Annotated in this window: 16 protein-coding genes; 13 read left to right on the forward strand and 3 right to left on the reverse strand. The window is 35.4% G+C overall.

Features of this window, described 5'->3' with window-relative positions; translation table 11 throughout:
- Positions 1-159: 159 nt before the first annotated feature.
- From infB to rimP, 3 genes are all read right to left on the reverse strand, one after another.
- On the reverse strand, positions 160-3,153 hold the full coding sequence (gene infB / locus ACM6F9_RS12360; protein WP_414845994.1) for a translation initiation factor IF-2: 2,994 nt from the start codon (positions 3,151-3,153) through the stop codon (positions 160-162).
- A gap of 76 nt (positions 3,154-3,229) precedes the next feature.
- Positions 3,230-4,465: a transcription termination factor NusA gene (gene nusA / locus ACM6F9_RS12365; protein WP_047097519.1), complete on the reverse strand. Its 1,236-nt coding sequence runs from the start codon at positions 4,463-4,465 to the stop codon at positions 3,230-3,232.
- Positions 4,466-4,481: 16 nt separating this feature from the next.
- Entirely contained in the window at positions 4,482-4,949 is a 468-nt protein-coding gene (gene rimP / locus ACM6F9_RS12370; RefSeq protein ID WP_414845995.1) for a ribosome assembly cofactor RimP, read from the reverse strand.
- A 214-nt stretch (positions 4,950-5,163) separates the two neighbouring features.
- Here rimP and ACM6F9_RS12375 point away from each other — a divergent pair, with 214 nt between their 5' ends.
- The 13 genes from ACM6F9_RS12375 to ACM6F9_RS12435 all read left to right on the forward strand — a co-directional run bounded on the left by ACM6F9_RS12375 (position 5,164) and on the right by ACM6F9_RS12435 (position 17,550).
- Complete coding sequence (locus tag ACM6F9_RS12375; RefSeq protein ID WP_414846431.1) at positions 5,164-6,483, forward strand: UDP-glucose dehydrogenase family protein; 1,320 nt, start codon at positions 5,164-5,166, stop codon at positions 6,481-6,483.
- Between the two features lie 4 nt (positions 6,484-6,487).
- Complete coding sequence (gene rfbB / locus ACM6F9_RS12380) at positions 6,488-7,567, forward strand: dTDP-glucose 4,6-dehydratase (RefSeq protein ID WP_414845996.1); 1,080 nt, start codon at positions 6,488-6,490, stop codon at positions 7,565-7,567.
- Between the two features lie 99 nt (positions 7,568-7,666).
- Complete coding sequence (rfbA, locus tag ACM6F9_RS12385; RefSeq protein WP_414845997.1) at positions 7,667-8,530, forward strand: glucose-1-phosphate thymidylyltransferase RfbA; 864 nt, start codon at positions 7,667-7,669, stop codon at positions 8,528-8,530.
- 173 nt (positions 8,531-8,703) lie between these two features.
- Positions 8,704-9,552: an ABC transporter permease gene (locus ACM6F9_RS12390; RefSeq protein ID WP_414845998.1), complete on the forward strand. Its 849-nt coding sequence runs from the start codon at positions 8,704-8,706 to the stop codon at positions 9,550-9,552.
- Between the two features lie 32 nt (positions 9,553-9,584).
- On the forward strand, positions 9,585-10,841 hold the full coding sequence (locus ACM6F9_RS12395; protein WP_414845999.1) for an ABC transporter ATP-binding protein: 1,257 nt from the start codon (positions 9,585-9,587) through the stop codon (positions 10,839-10,841).
- A 53-nt stretch (positions 10,842-10,894) separates the two neighbouring features.
- A complete protein-coding gene (locus tag ACM6F9_RS12400) occupies positions 10,895-11,296 on the forward strand; it encodes a sugar 3,4-ketoisomerase (RefSeq protein WP_414846000.1) in 402 nt (133 codons plus the stop codon).
- Positions 11,293-11,751 (forward strand): acyltransferase, encoded by a 459-nt coding sequence (locus ACM6F9_RS12405; protein WP_414846001.1) that lies wholly within the window; start codon positions 11,293-11,295, stop codon positions 11,749-11,751. Before ACM6F9_RS12400 ends, ACM6F9_RS12405 begins: the two co-directional genes overlap by 4 nt.
- Complete coding sequence (locus ACM6F9_RS12410) at positions 11,748-12,851, forward strand: DegT/DnrJ/EryC1/StrS family aminotransferase (protein ID WP_414846002.1); 1,104 nt, start codon at positions 11,748-11,750, stop codon at positions 12,849-12,851. The genes ACM6F9_RS12405 and ACM6F9_RS12410 overlap by 4 nt, the downstream gene beginning before the upstream one ends.
- Positions 12,851-13,825 (forward strand): hypothetical protein, encoded by a 975-nt coding sequence (locus tag ACM6F9_RS12415; RefSeq protein ID WP_414846003.1) that lies wholly within the window; start codon positions 12,851-12,853, stop codon positions 13,823-13,825. The genes ACM6F9_RS12410 and ACM6F9_RS12415 overlap by 1 nt, the downstream gene beginning before the upstream one ends.
- An 89-nt stretch (positions 13,826-13,914) precedes the next feature.
- Entirely contained in the window at positions 13,915-14,835 is a 921-nt protein-coding gene (locus ACM6F9_RS12420; protein ID WP_414846004.1) for a glycosyltransferase, read from the forward strand.
- Between the two features lie 19 nt (positions 14,836-14,854).
- On the forward strand, positions 14,855-15,979 hold the full coding sequence (locus ACM6F9_RS12425) for a glycoside hydrolase family 99-like domain-containing protein (RefSeq protein ID WP_414846005.1): 1,125 nt from the start codon (positions 14,855-14,857) through the stop codon (positions 15,977-15,979).
- Positions 15,972-16,817: a glycosyltransferase family 2 protein gene (locus ACM6F9_RS12430; protein WP_414846006.1), complete on the forward strand. Its 846-nt coding sequence runs from the start codon at positions 15,972-15,974 to the stop codon at positions 16,815-16,817. Before ACM6F9_RS12425 ends, ACM6F9_RS12430 begins: the two co-directional genes overlap by 8 nt.
- 64 nt (positions 16,818-16,881) lie before the next feature.
- On the forward strand, positions 16,882-17,550 hold the full coding sequence (locus ACM6F9_RS12435; protein ID WP_414846007.1) for an NAD-dependent epimerase/dehydratase family protein: 669 nt from the start codon (positions 16,882-16,884) through the stop codon (positions 17,548-17,550).
- The last annotated feature ends 99 nt before the right edge of the window (positions 17,551-17,649 follow it).

Genomic DNA, 17,649 nt, shown 5'->3' on the forward strand with positions numbered 1-17,649 from the left:
TGCGCTTCCGTTCAATTTTCTGCCCTATTACAATACTATTCAACATCAAAATAATCATCAACCACCTCCCTTTTCATTATATAAAAAAAGGCCATCTCACAAGTGAGATGGCCTTTTTGATAATTGAGGTAGTTTGAATCCTAGGATTCAAACTACCTCTTATTTTAGTTTTTTCTTGACAGCTACTTCTTCGTAAACTTCAAGAATATCTCCAACTTCGATGTCGTTGTAACCTTTCAGGTTCAGACCACATTCGTAACCTTTTGTGACTTCTTTAACATCATCTTTGAAACGCTTCAAGCTTTCAAGTTCCCCGTCAAATTTCACAATACCATCTCTTAACAAACGTACTTTAGACTGTCTTGTTACTTTTCCGGTAAGAACCATACAACCTGCAATTGTTCCTACTTTAGAAATCTTGAATACCTCACGGATTTCAACATTACCAATCACCTGCTCTTGAATTTCAGGAGAAAGCATTCCCTCCATCGCTTCTTTTACTTCATCGATTGCTTTGTAGATTACAGAATATGTTCTGATTTCAATTTCTTCACGATCTGCAAGATCTTTAGCATTAGCACCAGCTCTTACGTTGAATCCAATGATAATTGCATCTGACGCAGCTGCTAAGTTGATATCAGATTCTGTGATCTGTCCAACACCTGAGTGAAGGATTTTCACGCTAATCTCTTCTGTTGATAATCTCTGTAACTGATCAGAAAGTGCTTCTACAGAACCATCCACGTCACCTTTAAGGATAATATTCAATTCTTTGAATTCTCCTAAAGCAATACGTCTACCCAATTCTTCAAGTGTCGTATGTTTCTTGGTTCTGATTGATAATTCTCTCTGTAATTGCTCTCTTTTGTTTGCGATAGCTTTACCTTCACTTTCATCAGCATATACTCGGAATTTATCCCCTGCAGTAGGCGCTCCGTCCAAACCTAAGATTGTTGCAGGAATTGATGGACCTGCTTCTGTAAGATTTTTACCTCTTTCATCAAGCAAAGCCTTTACTTTACCATGGTTTTTACCTGCTACTACATAATCTCCAACTCTTAAAGTTCCAGTCTGTACCAACATTGTTGCTACATAACCTCTTCCTTTATCTAAAGATGCTTCAATAACAACTCCATTTGCGGAACGCTCAGGATTTGCTTTTAAATCAAGCATTTCGGCTTGTAATAAAACTTTCTCCAATAATACATCTACGTTATTACCGAATTTAGCTGAAATTTCTTGTGCTTGAACATTTCCACCCCATTCTTCCACTAAAACCGAAGGGTTTAAGCCTGAAAGCTGTTGACGGATATTATCAGGATTTGCGTTAGGTTTATCAACCTTGTTAATTGCAATAATCATTGGAACCTGTGCAGCTTGAGCGTGAGCAATAGCTTCTTTTGTCTGTGGCATCACATCATCATCAGCAGCAATTACAATAATTGCAATATCTGTAATCTGTGCACCTCTTGCTCTCATCGCTGTAAAGGCTTCGTGACCAGGAGTATCTAAGAATGTAATTCTCTGACCATTTTCCAATTTCACGTTATAAGCACCAATATGCTGGGTAATACCACCCGATTCACCGGCAATTACGTTTGTTTTTCTAACATAATCCAGTAATGAAGTTTTACCGTGGTCAACGTGTCCCATTACAGTAACTACAGGAGCTCTTTGCAATAGGCTTTCTTCAGTATCTACTTCATCTTCTGAATCTGTATCTTCAAGATCAGCATCCGAGAATTCAATTTTATAACCGAATTCGTCTGCTACTAATAATAAGGTATCAGCTTCAAGTCTTTGGTTCATTGTAACCATTACTCCTAATGAGAAACAAGCAGAGATTACTTCAGTTGGAGAAACGTTCATTAAACTTGCCAATTCACCTACAGTAATGAATTCTGTTACTTTAAGAGTTCTGTCTTGTGCTTCAAGCTCTTGTTGACGCTCATCCTGCTCTCTACGGAAAGTTCTTTTGTCTTTTCTGTGTTTTGCAGACTTAGATTTACCTCCTTTATTAGTAAGTTTTTCTAATGTTTCTTTGATCTGGTTTTTAACTTGTTCGTCAGTTAGTTCAACTGGCATAACTCTTTGTCCAGGTCTGTTGTTCTGGCCTCCTTTCTTGAAGCCACCACCACCTTGACCTTGCGGACGGTTTCCGCCACCTTGGTTATTTCCGAAACGGTTTCCTCCTTGGCCACCCTGACCCTGAGGACGGTTTCCTTGACCTCCTTGGCCCTGGCGGTTACCTCCTTGGCCACCTTGACCACCATTGTTGTTATGTGGACGGTTACCTCCTTGGCCTTGACCACCTTGGTTATTGTTATTATTTCCTGAGTTTTGATTATTCCCCTGACCTTGTTGGTTATTCTGGCCACCAGGTTTTTCAATTCTCTTTCTTTTCTTTTTTGCTCCAGCACCTGGTTTTGGTGCAAACTGAGTCAAGTCAATCTTTTCCCCAACAATCTTAGGACCGTCAAGTTTTTGATATACCGTCTCAATTTTCTGAGGTTCCTGAGATTCAGGTTCTGCCTCAGCTTTTGGAGTTTCTACTTTTTTCTCCTCAACAACAGCAGGTTTTGGAGTTTCTTTAACTGTTTCCACAGGTTTAACTTCTTCTTTTTTCTCCTCCATTTTTGGCTTGTCTTTTTTCACAGGTCTGTTTCTAGATTCTATTTGAGACAAATCAATTTTATCCAAAACTTTGAATTCCTGCTTTTCAGGAGCTGCTTTAACTTCCGGTTGTTCTTCTTTCACGATTTCTTCTTTCTTTTCTTCAACCGGTGTCGCAACAGGAGCCACTGCAGGAGCCGCAGGAGTTTCTTCAACTTCAGGCTTATTAGATTCCAGATCTATTTTACCTAAAATTCTAGTTTCTGGTTTATTTGCTTTAGCTCTTATCACTTCAGGGGTTTTCTTTTCTTCAATTTCCAGTTTTTCTTCCGGAACTTTAGTGATCACCACCTCATGGGAAGCTTTTCTTTGTTCGCCGTCTTTAGCAAACTCAGCCTCCAATGCAGAATATGCCGCTTCTTCCAATTGAGCGTTAGGATTGCTTTCAACCTCGATACCCTTAGCTTGTAAAAACTCTACTAATCTGGACATCGAAATATTGAATTCCTTAACCGCTTTATTTAATCTAATTTTTGGCATCTATATTATTTACTGTTTTTAATTTTTAAAATTAAAGTATTTCCTTTTTACTGTTTATTAAGATTTATTTATCATCTTAATCTTCAAATTCTTCTCTCAGAATACGTTTAACCTCTTCAATTGTTTCTTCTTCAAGGTCTACCATATTTAAAAGACTCTCAGTTTCTTTATCCAATACTGATTTTGCAGTTGTAAGTCCTACTTTCTTAAACTCATCCAAAATCCACTGCTCGATATCATCGTTAAATTCTCTCAATTCAACATCGTCATCCTCGCTGGATTCTCTGTATACATCAATTTCATATCCTGACAACCAAGAAGCCAGTCTAATATTCTGTCCTTGTTTTCCAATTACTTTAGAAATCTCTTCAACAGGAGTATATACTAATGCATAGTTTTGATCCTCATTGATGTCAATTTTATTGACTGTGACATTTCCTAATGCTCTCTTCACCAAAATCTCAGGGTTTTTAGACCACTGAATAACATCGATGTTTTCATTTCTCAACTCTCTTACAACGCCATGAATTCTGGATCCTTTTACTCCAACACATGCCCCAACCGGATCAATTCTGTCATCATAAGCATCTACTGCAATCTTCGCCTTTTCACCAGGAATTCTCACTACTTTTTTCAGCATAATTGTTCCGTCCTGGATCTCAGGAATTTCCAGCTCCAATAACTTCTCAAGGAATTTAGGTGCAGTTCTGGAAATAATAATCTGTGGTTTAGAACCTTTGAAATCTACTGTCTCGACAATAGCTCTGATATTCTCACCCTTTTTAAAGAAATCGGATGGGATCTGGTTTTCTTTTGGTAAAATAAATTCATTTCCTTCATCATCAAGCAAAATCACGTGCTTATGACGGATATGGTGGATTTCTCCTACAACTATTTCTCCAATTTTATCTCTAAACTGCTCGTACAGCATTGCGTTATTGTGCTCCTGAAGTTTTGTAGCCAGAATTTGCTTAAGGGTAAGAATATTTCTTCTCCCTAATTGCGCAACAGGAATTTCCATTGTAAAGTCTTCACCTACTTCGAAGGTAGGGTCAATCTTCTTAGCTTCAGAAATTTCAATTTCCAAATCATCATCTTCAGACATTTCGTCCTCTACAATTGTTTTATTTAAAAATATCTGAAAATCTCCTTTATCCGGGTTTACAATCACATCAAAATGATCATCTGAGTCAAATCTTTTTCTCAAAAGAGTTTTCAGTGAATCTTCAATAATTGCCATAAGATCAATCTTACTGATCCCCTTTTCGTCTTTAAAATCACCAAAGGATTCAATCAACGCTATATTATCCATCTATTCTTTTTTCTTTTTAAAATTTAATTACTACTAATGCTTTTTTGATCTCGGAGTAAGCAATCTCTTTCTCCTCTTCTACATCTACTTTTCCTTTCCCGATATCTTTCGGTTTGCGGTAACGTAAAGTAAGTGTGATCTTCTCTTCATCTACTTTTGACAACTCTCCTTCAATTTTAGAAGAATCCTCCAGCATCACCTCAATTTCTCTTCCAATATTTTTACCGAACTGTCTTGGTGTGGCTAATGGCTCGCTCAATCCTGCAGACATCACCTGAAGGCTGAAATCATGCTCTTCACGATCCATATTGAATTCTATTGCACGGCTTGCATCAAGGCAATCCTGCAAAGAAACTCCATTATCACCATCTAAAATCACTGTAATATCATCCCCTGCAGAAATTCTAAGATCAATAAGAAACAGATCCTTTCTGGTCTCAAGGAATTCATTTAATAATTCTTCAATTCTTTTTCTAAACTCCATATATATTTATCTTGATTTACAGTACGAAAAAAGGCTTTCTTCCGAAGCCTTCCCATTTTTTCCGTAAATCCATGGCAAATATACGATATTTTTCTAAAAATGCAAAATTATCTTAAGTATCAAGTAAATAGCGCCCAATTCATTTACAATAAATTAAAAGAATATGTCACAGTATTTTTATATTTTTGTCCCTAAGAATTTAAAAACATACATTTTGAATATAACGATTGTAGGAACAGGTTATGTAGGGTTAGTTACAGGAACAACTCTTGCAGAACTTGGCAATTCAGTATACTGTGTTGATATTGATGAAAAAAAAGTAGAAGGTATGAAAAACGGCGTAGTTCCCATCTATGAGCCGAACCTTGAAGAAATGTTTTTAAGAAACATCCAATCTGAAAGATTATTTTTCACGACCGATTTAAAAAAAGCTTTAGACAAAAGCGAAGTGATCTATCTGGCACTGCCTACACCTCCGGGTGAAGATGGCTCTGCAGATTTATCTTATGTACTTCAGGTAGCTAATAATATTGGCGAGATGATGACAGAGTACAAAGTGATTGTCAATAAAAGTACCGTTCCTGTAGGAACTGCAGACAAGGTAAGAGAAACAATCTCTGCTAAAACAAATATTCCTTTTGATGTAGTTTCAAATCCTGAATTTTTAAGAGAAGGCTTTGCCGTTGAAGACTCTATGAATCCCTCACGAGTAGTTGTAGGCGCAAGCTCCGAAAGAGCAAAAGACATTCTGTCTAAAATTTATCAGCCTTTTACCAATACGGGAATTCCTATTATCTTTATGGATGAGAAATCATCGGAACTTACAAAATATGCAGCGAACTCGTTTTTAGCAGTAAAGATTACCTTCATGAACGAAATTGCCAACTATTGTGAAAAAGTAGGTGCAGATGTGGATAAAGTAAGATTAGGAATGGGTAGTGACGACAGAATAGGCCATAGATTCTTATTCCCGGGAATCGGATATGGAGGAAGCTGCTTTCCAAAAGATGTAAAAGCCCTTATAAAATCTGGAAAACAGGAAGATTTTAACTTCCAGATTCTTGAAGCTACTGAAAATGTAAATACTTCTCAGAAAGTCATTTTAGTATCTGAAATTGAAAAATATTTCGGTGGAAATATCAAAGGGAAGAAAATTGCCATGTGGGGACTTGCCTTCAAGGCAAATACTGACGACATCAGAGAAGCTTCATCCCTTGACAATATTGCTCTTTTATTGGAAAAAGGTGCAGAAGTTATAGCATATGATGCCGTTGCAGAAAACAATGTTCATAAACTTCTTGGCGACAAAATACAATATGCCAAAGGAATGTATGACGCTCTGGAAGACGTTGATGCATTATTTATTGCTACAGAATGGCCGGAATTTAAAAATCCTAATTTTGAATTGATGGCTAAAAAAATGAAAAACAAAGTCATTTTTGATGGCAGAAATATGTATCCATTGGAAATCCCGGAACAAAACGGATTCCATTATAAAAGTATAGGAAGAAAGACCATCTCAAAATCAGAATAAAAAAATGAAAAATATTATCATTACAGGCGGCGCTGGATTTATCGGCTCTCATGTTGTAAGAGAATTTGTAAAAAACAATCCGGACACTACGATCATCAATCTGGATGCTCTTACTTATGCCGGAAATTTGGAAAACTTAAAGGATATTGAAAATGAGCCTAATTATGTTTTCGAAAAAGCAGATATTACAAATCCTGAAGAACTTAGAAAAGTTTTCGAGAAATACAATCCCGATGCTGTTGTACATTTAGCAGCAGAAAGCCATGTAGACAGAAGCATTACAGATCCAATGGCATTTATCAATACAAATGTGAACGGAACGGCTAATCTTCTGAATCTTTGTAAAGAGTTCTGGACATTAAATCCTGATCATACTCACGGCAGATTCCCGAACGAGAAAAGAAACAATCTTTTCTATCACATTTCTACGGACGAAGTATATGGAAGCTTAGGAGAAACAGGGTTCTTTTTAGAAACAACCTCATACGATCCTCAATCTCCGTATTCTGCATCAAAAGCTGCTTCTGATCATTTAGTAAGAGCTTACGGAAACACTTACGGAATGCCTTTTATCGTATCTAACTGTTCCAACAATTACGGCCCAAATCATTTCCCGGAAAAACTGATTCCTCTTTGTATTTCGAACATCATCAATGAAAGACCACTTCCTATTTATGGTGATGGAAAATATACCAGAGACTGGTTATTTGTGATTGATCATGCTAAAGCGATTCATCAAATTTTTATGGAAGCTAAAACCGGTGAAACTTACAATATCGGAGGATTCAATGAATGGCAGAATATTGATCTTGTAAAAGAACTGATCAAACAAATGGATGCTAAACTGGAAAGACCGGAAGGTTATTCCGAAAAATTGATCACTTTTGTAAAAGACAGACCAGGTCATGATAAGCGTTACGCCATTGATGCAACAAAACTGAATAAAGATTTAGGCTGGAAACCTTCAGTCACTTTTGAAGAAGGCTTAGGAAAGACTATAGACTGGTATCTTGAAAATAAAGAATGGCTTGAAAATGTAACTTCAGGAAATTATCAGGATTACTACAGCAAACAATATAACTAAACATATTGCTATTGAATCAATAGAGAAGTAAAATCTCATTCTCTATCCTAAAAAAAACGACTTACAACACAATGAAACAAGCGTAATACGCACCAAAACATGAAAGGAATAATATTAGCCGGAGGATCCGGAACCAGACTTTACCCTCTAACAATCGCTGTAAGCAAGCAGCTGATGCCTGTTTATGACAAACCAATGATCTATTATCCACTTTCCACATTGCTTTTAGCTGGAATCAAGGATATTCTAATTATCACTACACCACACGACCAGGAAGGTTTTATCAAACTTCTGGGCGATGGTTCTCAGATCGGCTGCAACATAGAATACGTTGTACAGCCTAGCCCAGACGGCTTAGCACAAGCCTTTATTCTAGGTGAACAGTTTATCGGGAATGATCCTGCTGCACTGGTATTGGGAGACAATATTTTCTATGGTTCCGAAATGGGAACTTTATTAAAAAACAAAACTAATCCTGTAGGAGGAGTTGTTTTCGCATATCACGTTGTCGACCCTGAAAGATATGGCGTTGTAGAATTTGATAAAGACCTGAAAGCTGTTTCTATTGAAGAAAAACCCTTAAAACCAAAGTCAAATTATGCTGTTCCGGGACTTTATTTTTATGATAATAATGTGGTGGAAATCGCTAAAAACATCAAACCTTCTCCAAGAGGTGAGCTGGAAATCACTGACGTCAACAATGCCTATTTAAACAATGGCAAACTTGAGGTAGCTGTTCTTGATAGAGGTACCGCATGGCTGGATACAGGAACATTTGATTCCCTTCATGATGCTTCGGAATTTGTAAGCGTTATTGAAAAGAGACAGGGGTTTAAAATTGGCTGCATTGAAGAGATTGCATTCAGGAACAAATTCATTAATGAAGAAAAACTTCTAGAAACAGCTGCCAAATATGGCAAAAGCGGCTATGGAGAGTACCTGAAGCAACTTATCGGCAAATAACAAATATAATTTATAAAATTCTCAAACTATTGATTTTACAATCAATAGTTTTTGTTAATACCGCCAAATATCAATATATTAGTTGTTAATTTTTAATTTTATTAAAATGAAAAATTTAAAATTAAGTAACAGGGTAATAAATAATTATTATAAATTTGCAAAAAATTACACAAATGAATGAACCACAACAGACGTGGACAGAAACGATTGATGCAAATCATTCGTTATTTGACTTGAAGCTAAAAGAAGTCTGGAGATACAAAGATCTTGTTTATATGTTTGTAAAAAGAGATTTTGTATCCAGTTTTAAGCAGACTGTTTTAGGACCAATCTGGTTTTTTATTAATCCCATTTTAACCACCATTGTATATCTTGTCATTTTTGGAAAGATTGCAAAGCTGCCTACGGATGGGGCTCCCCCACTTCTTTTTTATTTGGCAGGTGTTACACTCTGGAATTATTTTTATGCTTCATTATTGGCTACATCCTCTACTTTTACAGGAAATGCCGGGATATTCGGAAAAGTTTATTTTCCCAGGCTGGTTACTCCAATATCTATTGTCATCTCCAATCTTATGCGATTTGGAGTGCAATTCGTTTTATTTATTCTAGTCTGGGCATATTATTTAAGCAAAGGAGAAGTACATCCTAACATCTGGATTCTTGCTACTCCATTTCTGATACTTCTTATGGCACTTTTTGCATTAGGTGTTGGAATGATATTTTCGTCCCTTACTACAAAATATAAGGATTTAGCAATGCTGCTAGGATTTGGGGTTAGCCTATACATGTATGCAACTCCTGTCATATTTCCGGTCTCTTCATTACCGGGATTCTTTAAAAAATTAGCTTATTACAATCCATTGACAGGTATTTTTGAATGTTTCAAATATGCGTGGATCGGTGTAGGAGACTTCTCCCCTATTATGCTTGGGATTAGTACAGGTATTATTCTTATTCTTTTAATGATAGGAATTGTCGTATTCAATAAAGTTGAAAAAACTTTCATGGATACAGTGTAATTATTTTCTTTTAAAAATTTAAATAAAAAAACATGCTGGCTTTAAAAGCAGAAAATATATCTAAGCAATACCGTCTGGGACAAGTCGGTACCGGAACACTTTCTCATGATCTCAACAGATTCTGGCATAAAGTAAGAGGAAAAGAAGATCCTTATCTGAAAATTGGGGAAGCCAATGACAGAACTACCAAAGGCGATTCTGAATATGTATGGTCACTTCGTGATATCAATTTTGAAATCCAACAGGGAGACGCTGTGGGAATTATCGGAAGAAATGGCGCAGGAAAATCAACGTTGTTAAAAGTCTTAAGTAAGGTTACCAAGCCTACTACAGGAGGAATATTTACTAATGGCAGAATTGCTTCTTTATTGGAAGTAGGAACCGGATTCCATCCTGAAATGACAGGACGTGAAAATGTTTTCCTTAATGGTGCTATTCTAGGAATGACAAGAAAAGAAATTACCCGAAAGTTTGATGAAATTGTCGACTTCTCAGGTGTTGAAAGATATATAGATACTCCTGTAAAAAGGTATTCTTCTGGAATGTATGTTCGTTTAGCCTTTGCAGTGGCTGCGCATCTTGAATCTGAGATTCTTATTGTAGATGAAGTTTTAGCTGTTGGTGATGCAGAATTTCAGAAAAAATGTTTGGGAAAAATGGGAGATGTTACCAAAGGAGAAGGAAGAACAATTCTTTTTGTAAGCCATAATATTACAGCAATTAAGGAGCTTTGTAATTATGGTATTTTACTTGACAGAGGAAGTATTGTGACTCAGGGTGAAATCAATAAATGTATTATTGAATATCAGAAAAACAGTGATATCAAATTTATGTATGATTATTTAAATGACGACATAAAGGTTGAAAACAACAAGATTCTGGTAAAATCATATAAGGCAGAACCTATCAATGGTGATATGATTAATATTAAGTCCGGGATTAAAATTACTGTTACTTTTATGAGTAAACTGGAACATGTAGATATTGATCTTTCATTCTTTCTGAAAAACAGCCATGACCTGACTGTAATGAGTACTGGAATAATGGTGAGCCAGGATAAAAATTCAAAAAAGGGAGATTACACTGTAAGCTTTGAAATACCTTCTTACACTATTAATGAAGATTCATATTACTTTGATTTCTTTTGGGGAATTAATAGATCAGACATAGCCTTTAGAACAGAATTATTCGGATTTGAAGTACACGGAATGCAGAATCAATTCGGAGAAATCATAAAGTCACCAGGAATTTTGTTCCCACGCATCACACACAAAGTTGAAAAAATCTGATAAGGCTAAAATAATTTTTTACCTTTATCTGCATTATTAAAACCCATATCTACATGGATAGTCCACAAATAATACATTTTTCTAAAATAGGCTCTCAGGATTTAGGATACATTACAGTAGCCGAAAATCAAAAGAATGTCCCTTTTGAAATCAAAAGAGTCTACTGGACTTATTATACCCCTCAGGATGTAATCCGTGGAGGACATGCTCACAAACAGCTTCAGCAGGTCATATTTGCTGTCTCTGGAACTATTGAATTTAATACGTTAGACCTGGAGGGCAATAAAGAAAGCTTTATTTTGGATTCTCCTTCAAAAGGGCTCTACATCCCAAAACTGATATGGAGGGATATCAAATTCAGCCATAGTGCAGTTTTATTATGCTTGGCTTCAGAATTATACGATGAGAAAGATTATTTCAGAGATTTTGATGAATTTAAAAGCTATAAAAAATGATACATCCTTTGGCAGACGTTCAATCTCAGAATATAGGTGAAGGCACATCTATATGGCAATTCTGTGTCATCCTAAAAAATGCGACCATTGGTACAGGCTGCAATATCAATTGTCAGGTATTAATTGAAAATCAAGCAGTAATAGGCAATAATGTAACCATAAAACCCGGTGTGCAAATCTGGGACGGCATAACTATTGAAGATAATGTATTCATTGGCCCCAACGTAACTTTTACAAATGATCTCTTTCCAAAATCCAAAAACAAGGATTTTAAATTAGTAGAAACCTTGGTAAAAAAAGGAGCTTCCATTGGTGCAAATGCCACAATATTAGGTGGGATAACTATTGGAGAAAATGCCCTTGTTGGAGCAGGAAGTGTCGTTACAAAAGATGTTCCTCAAAATGAAATATGGGTAGGAAACCCTGCAAAATTTTTAAAGAAAAAAAACGAATGATCAAATTTTTAGATTTACAAACAATAAACCTTGCTCATCAGAAGGAAATTGAAGATGCTATATTACAGACTTTCCGTTCCGGATGGTATTTATTGGGTGAAAAGGTTCAGGATTTTGAAAAACAGCTTTCAGCCTATTGTAATGTTCCCCATGCAATTGGGGTCGCCAACGGCCTTGATGCTTTGAGACTTATTTTCAGAGCATACATAGAACTTGGGGTGATGAAAGAAGGTGATGAAGTTTTAGTTCCCGCCAATACCTATATTGCTTCCCTACTTGCTATTACTGATAATAAACTCATTCCCGTTTTAGTAGAACCTGATATCGAAACGTACAATATCGATTTAAATAAGATAGAAGAAAAAATATCCTCTAAAACCAAAGCCATCCTTTTGGTACATTTATACGGAAGCATTGTTTTTTCGGACGAAATCAAAACTCTTTCCGAAAAATACAATCTCAAAATAGTTGAAGATAATGCCCAGGCTATAGGTGCTGTATGGAACGGTAAAAAATCCGGAAGCCTTGGGAATGCGGCGGGGTTCAGCTTCTATCCTGGAAAAAACCTGGGTGCATTGGGAGATGCAGGTGCAGTGTCATGCCAGGATGAGTCTCTTGCAAAGTGTATAAGAGCATTAGCCAATTATGGCTCTCAGAAAAAATATGTAAACCAGTATCAGGGATACAATTCGCGGTTAGACGAAATACAGGCAGCAGTACTTTCCGTAAAACTTAACTACCTGGATGAAGAGAATAACAGAAGAAAAGAAATTGCCAATCGTTATCTTACAGAAATAAGAAATCCAAAAATTGTACTTCCAGATCATAAAATAGAAGAACATAGCCATGTATATCACCTCTTTGTAATTAGAACAGACAACAGAGATCTTCTTCAGAAACACCTTGAAGAAAACGGCATACAGACCCTGATTCATTACCCTATTCCTCCTCATCATCAGGAAGCCTATTCTCATCTTAAGAAACTGCAGCTTCCCATTACAGAGAAAATACATGATGAAGTATTAAGCTTACCCATTTCTCCTGTAATGAAAGACGATGAAGTTACCCAAATAATTAAAACATTAAATTTTTTCAGCTAATGGTACTTAATGTAATTTTCTCCTTTAACCGTGCAGTTCAGCTGGATTATCTTATCCACTCAATTTTGCAGCGTTTTAAAACAGATTCTAAAATAGTAATTCTGTATCACACTACCGGAGTACACAAAGACGGCTATGAGCTGTTAAAAAGAAAATACGAGGACAAAGGCATTTCTTTTGTTGAAAGAAAATCTGTATTTTTTGACTCTTCTTATATAAAAGCATTACATTCTAAAAAAGACTGGAAGTTTTTTAAAGAAAAAAATCTATTAAGTAAAAAAGGTGATAACTTTAAAGGGCTTCTTCAGAAAATAATACGTGAAAGCAACTGTGAATTTGTAATGTTCAATACAGACGATGGCGTTTTTTATGAAGATGTCAATATTCCTGAAGAAGTTTTTGAAATTATCAGAAACAATCCGGAAAATGCTTCGTATAGAATGTATGTAGGAGAAAATTTGGAGGGACATCCCAGTTATATAGAAAAGAAAAACGGGTATTATCAATGGGATTATTATTCTGATACCGAATTTCATCACTGGACATTTCCTTTTTCTGTGGATGCCACTGTTTACCATTCTCTGGGACTTTTAAAACATCTTAAAAAGATGGTATATCATAATCCTGTTACTTTAGAAGAAAACGGATATTATTATATCACAAAAAATAAATTATTCAGCATTGGGCTTAGCCCAATACACTCACAATTGGTCGCAACAAAACTCAATAGAGTATCTGTTGACAGTTTAAATCCAACAATACATATTAAGCCCGAATTTTTAAATGAAAAGTTCCTGGATGGTTACACATTAGAATTGGTTATTCCTGAATTTATTGATAACGCTAATATTGTTCCTTCTGAAATTTATTTAGTCAAAGGAGACAAAAAAGAACTGATTTATTCTTTGGATGAGCAGGGAAAGAAAATACAGAGCTTACTGGGTATTGAAGGAGCCAAAGAACAACTAGAATAAATACAGTTGAAATTCAATCAATTATATTCTATAAAACAGCTGAATCTCTGTGCGAAAAATCAATTATTAATAATCCCAAACAAAAAAACATGTCCGAATTACCATTGGTTTCGATATTATGTCTCAGTTATAATCAATCTCGGTTTATAGTTGAATCTTTAGAAAGTATAAAAGCTCAAAGCTATCCAAATTTCGAAATCTTAATTTGTGATGACTGTTCTAAAGATGATTCTGCTGATATTATCAACAAATGGATTATAGACAATGGTCAATTAAAAACTGTATTTATTCCCCACTCTCAGAATAAAGGGATCTGCAAATCGTTGAATGAGCTTCTGAATATATCCAATGGCAAGTATATTATAACCATAGCTCTTGACGACCTTATGGAGGCTGATAAAATAGAAAGACACGTAGCAATTCTTGAAAAATCATCTCAAAACGAAGCTCTTGTATTTTCAAATGCCCACATAATAGATGATAATTCAGTACGTTTTCAAAATACTTTTATCCCTTATTTTCACAGATACCTGAATATAGAGTCTGGAAACTTTTACAAAAGTCTGCTTGAAGACAATTTTCTTCCCGCAATGTCATGCGTAACCAAATCTTCTTTGTTAAAAGAGATTGGAGGCTGGGATGAAGCATTAACTTTTGAAGATTACGATATGTGGCTGAGATTAAGCCAAAAATATGACTTCATCTACGACGACTACAAATCATGCAGCTATAGAATGCATGCAACAAACTCTCATAAAAAGAAAAACTTTTTAGATGTATCTTTTTTTGATATTTATCTGAAACACAAAGAACAGCCTGAAGTGAAAAAGAAAATCCTAAAACTTATTCATGAGGCTTATAAAGAGAACAGATTGACGGAAAGTCATAAAAAATACCTTAGTGAACTTGATAATAAAACACTTACCGAAAAATTAATTTTAAGAAATGTAGGAAAATTTACCTTCAACACGCTGCATTATCTTCAAAAAGTGTATTATAAAAGCTGGTAACATTATTTTTAAATCAATTATGAAAAAAATAAAGCCCTTAGCATTCTATCTCCCTCAATATCATCCTGTCCCCGAAAATGACGAATGGTGGGGAAAAGGATTTACAGAATGGACTAATGTAGGAAAAGCTCAACCTCTTTTTGAAGGGCACGAACAGCCTATATACCCTGGTGATCTGGGATATTATGACCTGCGCGTTCCTGAAGTAAGAGAACAGCAGGCTCAGATGGCTAAAGATTATGGAGTACACGGATTTATCTATTATCATTACTGGTTTGGTAATGGAAAACAACTATTGGAACGTGTTGCAAATGATGTTCTGAAATCACGGAAACCGGATTTTCCCTTTTGCTTCTGCTGGGCTAATGAAACCTGGTCAGGAATATGGCACGGATTATCAGAAAAAATACTTGCAGAACAAGTATATCCTAATGAACAGGATTTAATTGCTCATTTCGAATATCTACTCCCTTTCTTCAAAGACGAGAGGTATATAAAAGTGGATAACAAGCCTCTTTTGATCATCTATGATTCTAATCATTTACATCATGGAGATCCTCATTATATTTCAAAATTCAGAGAGCTTGCGAAGAAGAGCGGATTTGATGACCTTTATGTCATGGCATCCAATAAGCTCCGTGATGATCTTGATTTTAAATCTATGGGATATGACAGTAAAATTTCCAATGCTTTTCAGAAAGCTTGGCTGCCTCATATTGATAAAAAAGAATATATTTCTCATTCCCAATATTATAAAAACAGAATCAAAGGATTAATAGGAATTAAGAAAAAAGAACAGCCAAAAGTAAGAATTCAGGACGCAGAAGCTGTTGTTAACGATTTAAAGTTTGAAGAAAGTAATGTTCCTACCTATCCATGTATCCTTCCTAACTGGGACAATACTCCAAGAAGCGGTTACAGAGGTATCATCCTTGCTAATAATTCACCAGAACTATTCGAAAAACAAGTTGAAAAAGCTGTTGAATATCTTGATGATAAAAAAGAGTATCCTGAGCAGTTTCTCATCGTTAAATCCTGGAATGAATGGGCAGAAGGAAATATTCTGGAGCCCGATAGAAAAAATGGCTTCGGATATTTAAATGCATTAAAAAAAATACTGAATAAACACAGCCGAAATGAGTAAATTCAGCGTACTTATCGCCAATTACAACAATGGACATTTTTTTGAAAAATGTTACCAAAGCTTAATTGCCCAAACTGAAACAGACTGGGAAGCTGTAATTGTGGATGATGGTTCTATGGATAATTCTCTGGAGATCATCAAAAAAATAATCGGTGATGATCAAAGGGTTAAAATAAATCTCAATGATCAAAACAGAGGAATAGGCTATACAAAAAGGAAATTAATTGCTCTTGCAGAATCAGAAATATGTGGTTTTTTAGACCCTGATGATGCATTAACCCGACATGCTCTGGAATTTGTTTTAAAAACTCATTCCGAAAATCCGGAAGCAGGATTGGTCTATTCAAATTTTGTAAGATGCGACGAATACCTCAACCCATTATCGGTTCATAAAGCCAAACAAATTACAGCACTGGATCAGTCCTATTATAATTTCAATGCAGAAATTTCACATTTTGTTACTTTTAAAAAGAAGATTTACGAGAAAACATCCGGTATTGACCCTTTTCTAAAAATTGCAGAAGATAAAGACTGGTATATGAAAATGTGCGAAATAGCTCCTGTGAAATATATAGATGAAGATTTATATTTATACAGAATTCATGACAGTGGTATCTCTACTACAAAAAATTCTGAAAAAGCACTTTTCTGGCACTGGGTAGCACTTATAAAAATGGCAGAAAGAAGAAACATCAGTGTTGAAGATCTTTTTCTTCAAAGCTATGTTCCCAAAAATAAATATGAACATGCTCTCAATCAACTGAATCATGTAAAAAATTCAAGATGGGCAAAATTGGGTAATAAACTTGGAGTTTTTAAAATATTTAAAAACCTTTAAAATCTATTGAAATACAAAAGATTTAACAGACATTAAACGAATTGCTTAATTAGACAAAACACTTATGATTATTGGTAATGGAATTCTGGCAAATGCCTTAAGGCTTTATGATAAAGAAGATGTTATTTTTTTCGCATCAGGAGTTTCCAATTCACTGGAAACAAATTCTGCTGAATTCGAAAGAGAGATAGCGCTCCTGAAATCAATTATTGGCCAGCATCCTGATAAAAAGCTGATCTACTTTTCCACATGCAGTATTTACGATCCCAGTAAAACTGCCAGCCCTTATGTGATGCATAAGCTTACTATTGAAAAAACAATTGCTCAAAAATGTTCAAGCTTCGTTATTTTCAGAGTTGGAAATGCTGTAGGACGTGGCGGAAATCCCAATACACTGATCAACTTCCTTAAAAACTCAATCCTGTCAAAAAATAAGCTCACGATCCATAGTAATGCGAGAAGAATTCTGATTGGCACGGATGATATTGCAATATTTGTAGCCAGACATCTACAAGACCTCAACAATGAAATTGTCAATCTGGCCTATCCTTACCAGTATTCATTGCCGGAAATCTTATCCCAGCTGGAGAATCATCTTAACGAAAATGCGGATTATGAAAGTGTAGACGAAGGTTCTTTTTATAATATAGAATTTGACCGTTATACAGAAGATTTTTTTAAAGGACTATCTCCTGATGAATACTTAAAAAAAATCTATTCATCTTATTTATAGCAGATCAGATGATATAGCAAAACGATTAGGATCTTTCCAATGATTGATTTTGAAATTTTCACTTCTATTCCCGGAAAAAATAATTTTGTACCTTCGGCC

Source organism: Chryseobacterium sp. IT-36CA2 (assembly GCF_949767875.1).
Taxonomy (GTDB): domain Bacteria; phylum Bacteroidota; class Bacteroidia; order Flavobacteriales; family Weeksellaceae; genus Chryseobacterium.

Excerpts from the sequence above, each read along its gene's own strand:
- infB (WP_414845994.1), bottom strand. The coding sequence starts at position 3,153 with ATGCCAAAAATTAGATTAAATAAAGCGGTTAAGGAATTCAATATTTCG.
- ACM6F9_RS12420 (WP_414846004.1), top strand. The coding sequence starts at position 13,915 with ATGTCCGAATTACCATTGGTTTCGATATTATGTCTCAGTTATAATCAA.
- nusA (WP_047097519.1), bottom strand. The coding sequence starts at position 4,465 with ATGGATAATATAGCGTTGATTGAATCCTTTGGTGATTTTAAAGACGAA.
- ACM6F9_RS12435 (WP_414846007.1), top strand. The coding sequence starts at position 16,882 with ATGATTATTGGTAATGGAATTCTGGCAAATGCCTTAAGGCTTTATGAT.
- rimP (WP_414845995.1), bottom strand. The coding sequence starts at position 4,949 with ATGGAGTTTAGAAAAAGAATTGAAGAATTATTAAATGAATTCCTTGAG.
- ACM6F9_RS12425 (WP_414846005.1), top strand. The coding sequence starts at position 14,855 with ATGAAAAAAATAAAGCCCTTAGCATTCTATCTCCCTCAATATCATCCT.
- ACM6F9_RS12395 (WP_414845999.1), top strand. The coding sequence starts at position 9,585 with ATGCTGGCTTTAAAAGCAGAAAATATATCTAAGCAATACCGTCTGGGA.
- ACM6F9_RS12410 (WP_414846002.1), top strand. The coding sequence starts at position 11,748 with ATGATCAAATTTTTAGATTTACAAACAATAAACCTTGCTCATCAGAAG.
- ACM6F9_RS12390 (WP_414845998.1), top strand. The coding sequence starts at position 8,704 with ATGAATGAACCACAACAGACGTGGACAGAAACGATTGATGCAAATCAT.
- rfbA (WP_414845997.1), top strand. The coding sequence starts at position 7,667 with ATGAAAGGAATAATATTAGCCGGAGGATCCGGAACCAGACTTTACCCT.
- ACM6F9_RS12405 (WP_414846001.1), top strand. The coding sequence starts at position 11,293 with ATGATACATCCTTTGGCAGACGTTCAATCTCAGAATATAGGTGAAGGC.
- ACM6F9_RS12415 (WP_414846003.1), top strand. The coding sequence starts at position 12,851 with ATGGTACTTAATGTAATTTTCTCCTTTAACCGTGCAGTTCAGCTGGAT.
- ACM6F9_RS12430 (WP_414846006.1), top strand. The coding sequence starts at position 15,972 with ATGAGTAAATTCAGCGTACTTATCGCCAATTACAACAATGGACATTTT.
- rfbB (WP_414845996.1), top strand. The coding sequence starts at position 6,488 with ATGAAAAATATTATCATTACAGGCGGCGCTGGATTTATCGGCTCTCAT.
- ACM6F9_RS12400 (WP_414846000.1), top strand. The coding sequence starts at position 10,895 with ATGGATAGTCCACAAATAATACATTTTTCTAAAATAGGCTCTCAGGAT.